The organism is Bacteroidia bacterium, assembly GCA_019695265.1.
GTDB lineage: Bacteria > Bacteroidota > Bacteroidia > JAIBAJ01 > JAIBAJ01 > JAIBAJ01.
The window spans coordinates 1-9,828 of sequence record JAIBAJ010000124.1 but is presented as its reverse complement, the minus strand read 5'-3'; the positions used below and the strand labels follow the sequence as shown (position 1 = coordinate 9,828).

Sequence of the window (9,828 nt, the reverse complement as noted above, 5' to 3'; positions counted from 1 at the left end):
AACGTTAGGGGCAAGTTTAAACAACATTCCGTACAAGGACAGATACGGGAACAACCAATTTTTCCATTTGACAATTCTTGACTTTTATAACCGATAAAAAAAAGTGGAGACCAGCAACCATTTCAAAAACGGGGCGACACCGAATAGCCAAATGAGTAGGAATTTTAACCTTTACAAAAAATGAAGAAACAAAACAATATTATTTTATTATTAATCGCATCATTTACCATTTTCAACATTAACTCTTTTGGAGAAACAAAGAATAATCAAGTGTCTTTTTCAAAACATCTTTCAACTCTGCCTAATGACGGAAATAGAATTATGATTAGAATTTACGAGTCATTTGGTAACATGCTTCAAAGTTCCCAAATCATAATTACAACAGGAGAACAGACAGAAATAATAGAACTCAAGGCAGCTAAAACTTCAAATAGAGAGGAAAATGACAAAGTAATTTTTAAGACTTTGCAAAAATATTTTAACGCTGGCTATAAAATTGAAAATTCGACAGCAACTGGTGCACCTGAAACGTATACTGTTATCACATATATTCTGATTAATAATTAAAAAAAACAGCCCATAACATATAAGGGCTTAACCGAAGTGAAGCGTAGCGGAACTATTCTCACGACGTTAGGAGTAATTTCGGCTTAGTCCTGTGTTGTTTCCGAAATCCTTCGGAATCTTCGACAGAAGCATGTTTAGTTTTAAAATACTATGGGGATTCTAAATTTTACCTGTAAGTTTTCCGATATTTCACTCATTGAAATGTTCCAACTTGGAACTGTTTTTTCGTTAACCTGAACATTTGAATGGGTTTAAGCGGGTTTGGTTCTTACTTATCTTCCTTTGTTACTCCTAGTCAGTCTGTTTGGTTTTGTCGGCTACCCTACACATAAGAATTCCAATACATAATGCTGCATTACCGGTATGTTTCCTTTACACTTCTAAACCTGGCCAGTGCAATTCCTGTTTTCAAAAACCAATGGAGTTTCTAAATTATCTCTTATCAAAAATACAATAATTTAACATCTTGCACTTTCTCAATTGATTGTAATTTAGCGGCTTACAAAAATAACCCTTGGTACAAACCCAGCCGACTAAGCTTCCTGTTTTGAAAAATAAATTATACGTTGTATTGTTTTTACTTGGTCTAAGTGGAGTGAAATCTTTTGCTCAACAAAATTTCTTCAATGTCCCAAGTTCTGATATTACAGAAAAGAAGAAAATATTCTTTCAGCAGCAATTTAATTTGTTTGCCAATTCAATTGCAAGCAATACCACTCTTTGCTATGGTCTTGGAAATGAATTTGAAATTGGATTGAATGTTTTGGGCGTAACCTATGGCTTCGATAAAAGGAAATTTATTTGCAATAGTAAAAATGAACAGCCCATTTATCCTTCCATAGGTCTGAACTTGCAAAAACAATTGTTTGAACTGAACAACTACTCCCTGGCTATGGGTGGTCAGCTATTACATACGTTTAAACCCGGCGAATGGGAATATTACCTTTTCATAAACAATAAATATGAACTAAAAAAAACCAAGTTAATAGCAGGGTTTTATGCCGGTAATAACAATTACTTTGGAACTGAACCCAGGTTTTCGAACGGGATGAAAACCTTTGGTGTTCAAGTAGGGATTGAATATGAAATTATCCATGAAAAATTATTTCTGCAGGCTGATTTTATTAGCGGAAGAACGCCTATGAGCAATTTAATTTTGGGAGGGGCTTACAAGCTAAGCAACCATTGGATCATTTCTTCAGGTTTCCAAATTCCAAATTCCAAAAAAACTTCATCCAGTGGACTCATCGTCGAATTGACTTTTGTTTAATAGTGCAACTGACTCCAATTTAAGGCAATTCCTATTTCTGAATTTTGAGCTTATTAAACCAGGCAAAAAGGATAAGATTCATGCTAATTCTATACATTTCTGCCCTACCCTACTGCCCTGTCCGAAGCCAGGCTATTGGGGTTTGCACCCCGGGCAACGATTGAGGCAAGTAACCCACAGGCCCACGCGGCGCTAGCCAAGTGGGACGAGGATTACAGCCGAAAGCGTGACCCTTACGCCTTAGCACCTCCGTGGGAAGTTTCATTGAAATTTGTAGCGTAAGGGGGCCCGCCAAATTTTTAATTTTGTCATGAATCGAACATCGTTTTTACCTGCCTTTGTTTACAAATTAAAAGTTCTACCTTAGCCCAATCAATCCATTTCTATGAAAAAACTGATACTCTTCGCGCTAAGCTTGCTGAGCATTCAACCTATACTGGGGCAAAACCAATTGCTCAAAAATCTGGAACGGGTCAATGCACAATGGAAAAACCAGGTTGTACACGCATCGCTGCTGCAGGCGGTTCATGAATCGGACCAAAAAAGTTTTGACGATTGGATTGCTACCCACCTTAGCCTGGTTGAACAGGAATTGCGATTACGTAAATCGGGAGAATGGAACGAGGAGCAATGGAAGAACCGCAGCATGCTTCTGGACCATTTAAACCAATATTGGCATAGCCGGGCCTTTCCGGTGAATGATTATTTGCCCTATAAAAATCCGGTATTTATTGACCGTAACGGAAACCATTGCGCAGTGGGTTACCTGATGCAACAAAGCGGCTACGAGGCTTTGGCTCAACAAATTGACCGGGAACAGAAGTTTGCCTACCTGCATGATATCCGAACTCCGGGAGTAGCTGAATGGGCGCAAAAGCACGGATTTACAGCCGATGAATTGGCCTGGATTCAACCGGGTTACCCGCCTACCTTCTTTTTGTCGTCCATGGCCGGAGGATTGAACGCCTCGGTAAATGCTTTGGCAGTTGACCCGGTGACCGGTATTTTGTACGCCGGTGGTGATTTTACCCTCAACAACGATGGTATTTCATGCCAACATGTGGCCGCCTATATGTCGGGCTTTGCCGGCTGGTTTTGGATGGATTTGGGCTCGAATTGCAATGGCAAGGTAAATACCATGCTGATTCATAACAACCGTTTATACATTGGCGGGGAATTTACATCGGTAAATGGACAAAGTGCCAATCACATGGCGGTATACGACCTGGGGTCAGGGCAATGGTCGAGCATGGGTAGTTTAGACGGAACCGTGAATACCATAGGGCTTTACAACAATGAACTTTATGCAGGCGGAAGGTTTACCGGCATGCTGGCCAAATGGGATGGTAATGCCTGGCAGGAAGTAAATCAGGGTTTTTTATATGGAAATGAAGTTAGAGCGCTGGAAGCAGTGGATAGCTTATTGTATATTGGTGGTGACTTTGAATTAGCAACCGGAGCATTGCGCAGAAATGTGGTCAGTTATTGGAACAACCAGTTTCAAATTTCGGGAATGGGAACCCCTACCCCGGTGAATGATTTTGAACGTTACAATGGCAAGTTATATGCTGCCTGTGACTACCTTTCAAACACCGATACTTGCGCTCTGGCTGTGCTTGAAAACTTTGACTGGCAAGTACAATTACCTATCAACCCCAACCAAGGTGGCATGGTGTACTTTGAAGGTAATATTCGAAAAATGCTTGCAACTACCAATGGTTTGTTATGCGCCGGTGATTTTCAATGCAGCAGCCTGATGACCTTTGGAAATAACCTGATGAACTATAAAACCGGTCCCGGTCTGCTGGAAATTTCGCCCTTGGTAGTAGTAGATTCAACCATATCTACCCTGGCTTTGCTCGGGGAAAACAGGTTGGTGATGGGCGGTGATTTTGTCAACAGCTACTCCCAGGAACTTAACCACCTAGCCGGAATGGATATCCTTACCGGCCTCCCTCCTACTGTGGCAACATGGCAAGGAATTAAAGCCTATCCAAACCCTACCACTGATGTTCTAACCCTGGAAACATCCGACTATGCTAGCAGTTATGAGATACTTGGAATAGACGGAAAGATTTGGTTGAAGGGAAGTATTGAACACCCTACCCAACAACTTTCTTTAAAAAGTTTACCCTCCGGAAATTACATGATGAAGCTTGTAACCAAACAAGGCATACAAGTTTTGAAGATTATTAAGCTCTAAGCCCAATTGTAGGACCTGTTAGTTAGAAGGATTGGAGTAAACAATAACAAATTACTAAGTAAATGGAATCGAAATTTTTAACTTTAGCAAGTGGTATCCGCTTGCACTATATGGAGCAAGGCCAGGGCGAATTGGTTTTGTTGCTGCATGGTTATCCGGATTTTTGGTATAGCTGGAGGAATCAAATACCTGAGTTATCTCACCATTTCAGAGTGGTTGCCTTGGATATGAGAGGCTATAATTTAAGTGACAAACCAGGTAACTTAAACGATTACAGTATAGCCAATTTAAGCTTGGACATAGCCCAGTTCATTACCGCCTTAGGAGAAGAAAAAGCGATGGTGGTTGGACATGATTGGGGCGGAGCGGTTTCCTGGGCTTTTGCAAGTCAGTATCCGGATCGAATTAAAAAGTTGGCCATATTAAATATGCCACATCCTTTAGAAATGCGGAGAGCATTTATGGAATTTAACTGGAGACAAATTAAGCGAAGCTGGTACATCTTCTTTTTTCAACTTCCGGGATTACCGGAGCGGTTTATGCAGAAAAAAGGCTTTTTTCATAAAACCTTCAAATCCTTGCTAGCCAACCGACAAGCTTTTAAAAAAGAGGAAATGCCGGAATATGAGAAAGCATTTTCAGATATCCGGGCTATCAAAGGTAGTTTGGCTTATTACCGCTCTGCTTTTAAGGAGTTATTATCCTTTAAAAAGCAAGAATGGGCTAAAATTCAATGTCCGGTTTTGGTTTTGTGGGGAGAACAGGATAAGGCTTTGGGAAAGGAATTGAGTTTACGAACCGCCGACTATTGCAGCCAAAAGCCTGAAATACTTTACGATCCCGGGAGTGGACATTTTATACAAATGGATAATCCGGAATGGGTGAATGAAAAGTTATTAGGGTTTTTAATGGGGGGTAAGTAGTTTACCACCTTAGTTTACACCAATTCAACATAAAGTACAAACTAGAAAAACATTAAAACAAAGTCAATAAAGCTACAAATTCCAAATTCCCCCTTACCACCCACCCTCCTAACCCACTTTGTACATGAAAAAATTTTTCCTATTATGCTTGCTGGTTTTAAGTGCATTTTTAGCCGGATATGGTTTTAAAACCTTCACTTCCCCTTTGCCAAAATTTAAAAAAGTAACCGGAATAGGAGGCATTTTTTTCAAATGCAAAAACCCCAAACAAGTGAGGGAATGGTACCAAACGCATTTGGGATTACAAGTAAATCCGTATGGTTCTGTGTTTGAATTTTACCAAGGAGCCGATAGCACCCGGAAAGGATTTTTACAATGGAGTCCATTCAGTGAAAAAACCAACTATTTTGAGCCATCCACCAAGGAATTTATGATCAATTACCGGGTTGAAAATTTGGAATTGCTTACTGCCGAACTGAAAAAGGAAGGTGTAGTGGTTTTGGATACTATTCAGGAATATGATTATGGAAAATTTGTCCACCTGCTGGATCCGGAAGGAAATAAAGTAGAACTTTGGGAACCCAACGATTTGGTCTATGAAAAATTAGGGAAAGAAATGGGTTATCAAACCACTAAATAAATTCAACATGAATCCGGTTGTACATTTTGAAATTCCTTACCACCATGCCGAACGAATTGCCCGCTTTTATACCACTGTATTTGGCTGGAAACTAACAAAATTGGGTCCTGAATCGGGAAATTATATTTTAGCAACCACCGCCGAATCTGATGCAAAACCAGGATTTCCGGCAGGCAGTATCAATGGAGGTTTCTTTCCGTTTAAACCCGATTGGCCTATGCAATATCCTTCCATCGTTATTGGAGTTGAAAATATAGAAGCTTGCATAGCAGCCATACAAGCCAATGGTGGACAAGTATTAGGGAATCCAATGAATATTCCGGGCTTTGGAATTTATGTTTCATTTGTTGATACTGAAGGCAACCGAAACAGCCTCATTCAGCCTTCAGGAATGTAGGCAATTTCTTACTTGCCATACAGGTTGTTCTTTCTGCAAAATTGAAACAGATCGCATAATATCCATGATTAGGGGTAAATTGGATCCGGAAATAATTTTTGGGTAGAAGTTTCATATACCGGTTTCCAATCAGCCAAAAAAAAACCTTTCTTTATAGTCGAAAATTTAGCGATATGATCAAGCAAAAACCGAAGTTATCCTTTTGGCAAATCTGGAACATGTGTTTTGGATTTTTTGGTATTCAATTTGGCTGGAGTTTACAAATGGGCAATATGAGTGCCATTTATGAATACCTGGGTGCAAAACCTGATGAAATTCCCGGATTATGGTTGGCAGCGCCCATGACAGGTCTTTTGGTTCAGCCTATCATTGGCTATTTAAGTGACCGTACCTGGCACCCCCGGTTAGGAAGACGCAGACCGTATTTTTTAATCGGAGCCATTTTAAGTTCCCTTGCCTTATTTATTATGCCTAGTTCCCCAACTGTTTGGATGGCTGCCGGAACCTTATGGATTTTGGACTCTTGCATCAATATAAGCATGGAACCTTTCAGGGCTTTTGTTGCCGATAACCTGGACGAAAAACAACAATCGTTTGGGTATGCCATGCAAAGCATGTTCATTGGCATTGCCTCCTTTATTGCCGGTTATTTACCCATGGTGTTGGTTGATTGGTTTGGTTTCAGCAGGGAAAGAATAAACGGTGGTATTCCACAAAACATTATGTGGTCATTTTACATCGGTGGTGCAATGTTTTTATTAGCCGTGCTATACACTGTTATTTTCAGTAAAGAATATCCTCCAAGCGAGGAAGATACAGCTTCCAATGCCCAAGGCGGTGGTTTTTTGGAAGGGGCAAAAGAAATTTTACACTCCATACAAAACATGCCAATCCAAATGCGAAAATTGGCTTTGGTTAATTTCCTAACCTGGCCCGGATTATTTCTCATGTGGTTTTACTTCAGCACAGGTGTGGCATCCGATATTTTTGGCGGCGATCCCAAAACCAATTCCGATCAATATACTAAAGGACTTGAATTTGCCAATACCACTTCGGCTATCCTGAATTTGGTTACCTTTCTATTTTCATTTTCCTTGCCTTTCTGGGTTTCTAAACTTGGCAAAAAACTCACCCATTCCGTTTGCCTACTGCTGGGTGGAATCGGTTTAATATCTGTAAAATTTATTGAACAGCCGGATATGCTATATGTATCTATGGGATTGGTAGGTATTGCCTGGGCTTCGATTTTATCCATGCCCTATTCCATGCTTGCCGGATGCTTACCGGAGAAAAAAATGGGAATCTACATGGGAATTTTCAATTTTTTCATTGTATTACCAGAAATCATTGCCTCCCTAAGTTTCGGAAATATCATGGAGAATGTACTTCATAATGATCGCTTACTGGCTGTGGTTATCGGCGGCTGCCTCTTGGTTTTAGCCGCTGCTACCAATGCATTTTTAATCCGTGAGGAAGAAGTTAGTAAAGCATCCAATGCCTAGCCTTCCACAATTTTTTTCACTGCACCACCATGAATTACCCTTACCAAATAAAAAGCCTGGAACACTATCACAGGGATTATAAACGAAGCATTGAAAATCCGGCCGAATTTTGGGCAGAAATAGCTCAGAATTTCACCTGGAAAAAAAAATGGGACACCGTTTTAGACTGGAACTTCTATGAACCCCACATTCGTTGGTTCGAAGGCGCAAAACTCAATATTACCGAAAATTGCCTCGATCGGCATTTGGAAAAAAACGGGAACACTCCGGCTATCATCTGGGAATCCAACGATCCGGAGGAGCATCACCGGGTGCTGACCTACAAAGAGCTTCATTTCAAGGTGGTTCAGTTTGCACATGTATTGCAGAACAACGGAGTAAAAAAAGGCGACCGGGTTTGTATTTATATGGGAATGATTCCTGAACTAGCCATTGCCACCCTGGCTTGTGCCCGAATAGGAGCTGTGCATTCGGTAATTTTCGGTGGATTTTCTGCCCAGGCCATTGCCGATCGTCTTTATGATGCACAAGCTGAGTTCATAATCACCTGCGATGGTGCTAAACGTGGCGCTAAAGACATTCCGCTTAAAAGTGTGATCGATGATGCCTTGGTTGGTAACCATGAAGTAAAAAAAGTAATCGTCTGCACCCGAACCCGCACCCCGGTGAGCATGCTGAAAGGTCGCGATGTGTGGTGGGAAGATGAAATTAAAAAAGTAGAAACAGCCGGCAACCCCGATTTTCCTGCCGTGGAAATGGATGCAGAAGATATGTTGTTTATCCTTTACACCTCCGGATCAACCGGTAAACCAAAAGGAGTTGTACACACTACTGCCGGTTACATGGTTTGGACCAATTATACTTTCGTCAACGTATTCCAGTACCAACCCGGTCAAATCCATTTTTGCACCGCAGATATTGGCTGGATTACCGGACATAGTTACATCATTTATGGTCCACTTTCTGCCGGTGCAAGCTCCCTGATGTTTGAAGGTGTTCCAACCTGGCCCGATGCCGGTCGCTTTTGGGAAATTGTGGAAAAACATCAGGTAAATATCTTATACACAGCCCCTACTGCCATTCGCAGTTTAATGGGCTTTGGTTTGGAGCCTATTCAAGGCAAAAACCTAAACTCCTTACAAGTACTAGGTTCTGTAGGCGAACCTATCAACGAAGAAGCCTGGCATTGGTATTCAACAAACATTGGTCAGGGACGTTGTCCGGTGGTGGATACCTGGTGGCAAACCGAAACAGGTGGTACCCTCATTTCCAATTTGGCAGGCGTTACTCCATCCAAACCTTCTTTCGCCACCTTGCCTTTGCCCGGGGTTCAACCTTGCTTAGTAGATGAACATGGAAACGAACTGGAAGGCAATGGTGTAAGCGGAAATTTATGCCTAAAAGCACCTTGGCCAGGAATTTTGCGCACGACCTACCGTGACCACGAACGCTGCCGGCAAACCTATTTCTCCACCTACAAAGGCAAATACTTTACCGGCGATGGCTGTTTAAGAGACTATGATGGCAATTACCGAATTACCGGAAGGGTCGATGATGTGTTGAATGTAAGCGGCCACCGAATTGGAACAGCCGAGGTGGAAAATGCCATCAACATGCACGCCGGGGTGATTGAAAGCGCTGTTGTCGGATTTCCGCACGATATCAAAGGGCAGGGAATTTATGCCTATGTAATTTACAATGGCACCCATGGCGACGAAAATCTGGCTCGTCAGGATATTTCGGCCACCGTTTCCCGCATTATTGGTCCTATTGCTAAGCCTGATAAAATTCAGTTTGTTCCCGGACTTCCGAAAACCCGAAGTGGAAAAATTATGCGTCGAATTTTGCGGAAAATTGCGGAAGGCGACACCTCCAATTTGGGCGATACCACTACCCTACTCGATCCGAGTTTAGTGGATGTTATCAAGGAAGGGAAACTATAGCAGGTACTGAAAGTCAACCTTGGCTCAGATAGAAGAAAGTTTACTCGGAAATAAGGATTAATCCCTCAGGCAAAGTGGTGAGGCTTTTTGAGACAAGAGCAGAAGTCTTTTTTTTCAATTTGGCGGGCTCCCTTCCGCCCAACCAATTTTCTGCATAATCCTAAGTTTATGCTATGGGCGTTCGGGTCACGCTTTCGGCGGTAGTCCTCGCCCTATTCCGCTAGGGCTGCATAGGGCTGTGGGCTACACTGCCTCAATCGTCAGTTTGTCTAAAAACCACCTTTAGACGCCATTTTTCGTTTAATATCCTTCAAAATGGTTCGATTTAAGAGCATCTAATTTGAAAAATATAACATTCGACTTTTTGTGTTCTGGCAAAAAAA

The 9,828-nt window shown here is 41.6% G+C and carries 8 protein-coding genes; all 8 read left to right on the top strand.

Annotation, left to right across the window (positions count from 1 at the left end; genetic code table 11):
* Window positions 1–180: 180 nt before the first annotated feature.
* The 8 genes from K1X82_13595 to acs all read left to right on the top strand — a co-directional run bounded on the left by K1X82_13595 (window position 181) and on the right by acs (window position 9,445).
* Window positions 181–567 (top strand): hypothetical protein, encoded by a 387-nt coding sequence (locus tag K1X82_13595; protein MBX7183139.1) that lies wholly within the window; start codon window positions 181–183, stop codon window positions 565–567.
* 547 nt (window positions 568–1,114) lie between these two features.
* Window positions 1,115–1,837 (top strand): hypothetical protein, encoded by a 723-nt coding sequence (locus K1X82_13590; protein MBX7183138.1) that lies wholly within the window; start codon window positions 1,115–1,117, stop codon window positions 1,835–1,837.
* A 385-nt stretch (window positions 1,838–2,222) separates the two neighbouring features.
* A complete protein-coding gene (locus tag K1X82_13585) occupies window positions 2,223–4,040 on the top strand; it encodes a T9SS type A sorting domain-containing protein (protein MBX7183137.1) in 1,818 nt (605 codons plus the stop codon).
* Window positions 4,041–4,102: 62 nt separating this feature from the next.
* Complete coding sequence (locus tag K1X82_13580; protein ID MBX7183136.1) at window positions 4,103–4,963, top strand: alpha/beta hydrolase; 861 nt, start codon at window positions 4,103–4,105, stop codon at window positions 4,961–4,963.
* 205 nt (window positions 4,964–5,168) lie between these two features.
* Window positions 5,169–5,603 carry a VOC family protein gene (locus tag K1X82_13575; GenBank protein MBX7183135.1) on the top strand — a complete coding sequence of 145 codons (435 nt, stop codon included), beginning with the start codon at window positions 5,169–5,171 and terminating at the stop codon, window positions 5,601–5,603.
* Window positions 5,604–5,610: 7 nt separating this feature from the next.
* A complete protein-coding gene (locus K1X82_13570) occupies window positions 5,611–6,000 on the top strand; it encodes a VOC family protein (GenBank protein ID MBX7183134.1) in 390 nt (129 codons plus the stop codon).
* A 173-nt stretch (window positions 6,001–6,173) separates the two neighbouring features.
* On the top strand, window positions 6,174–7,502 hold the full coding sequence (locus tag K1X82_13565) for an MFS transporter (GenBank protein MBX7183133.1): 1,329 nt from the start codon (window positions 6,174–6,176) through the stop codon (window positions 7,500–7,502).
* A gap of 29 nt (window positions 7,503–7,531) precedes the next feature.
* A complete protein-coding gene (gene acs, locus K1X82_13560; GenBank protein ID MBX7183132.1) occupies window positions 7,532–9,445 on the top strand; it encodes an acetate--CoA ligase in 1,914 nt (637 codons plus the stop codon).
* Window positions 9,446–9,828 lie beyond the last annotated feature (383 nt).

Excerpts from the sequence above, each read along its gene's own strand:
- acs (MBX7183132.1), top strand. The coding sequence starts at position 7,532 with ATGAATTACCCTTACCAAATAAAAAGCCTGGAACACTATCACAGGGAT.
- K1X82_13580 (MBX7183136.1), top strand. The coding sequence starts at position 4,103 with ATGGAATCGAAATTTTTAACTTTAGCAAGTGGTATCCGCTTGCACTAT.
- K1X82_13570 (MBX7183134.1), top strand. The coding sequence starts at position 5,611 with ATGAATCCGGTTGTACATTTTGAAATTCCTTACCACCATGCCGAACGA.
- K1X82_13585 (MBX7183137.1), top strand. The coding sequence starts at position 2,223 with ATGAAAAAACTGATACTCTTCGCGCTAAGCTTGCTGAGCATTCAACCT.
- K1X82_13565 (MBX7183133.1), top strand. The coding sequence starts at position 6,174 with ATGATCAAGCAAAAACCGAAGTTATCCTTTTGGCAAATCTGGAACATG.
- K1X82_13595 (MBX7183139.1), top strand. The coding sequence starts at position 181 with ATGAAGAAACAAAACAATATTATTTTATTATTAATCGCATCATTTACC.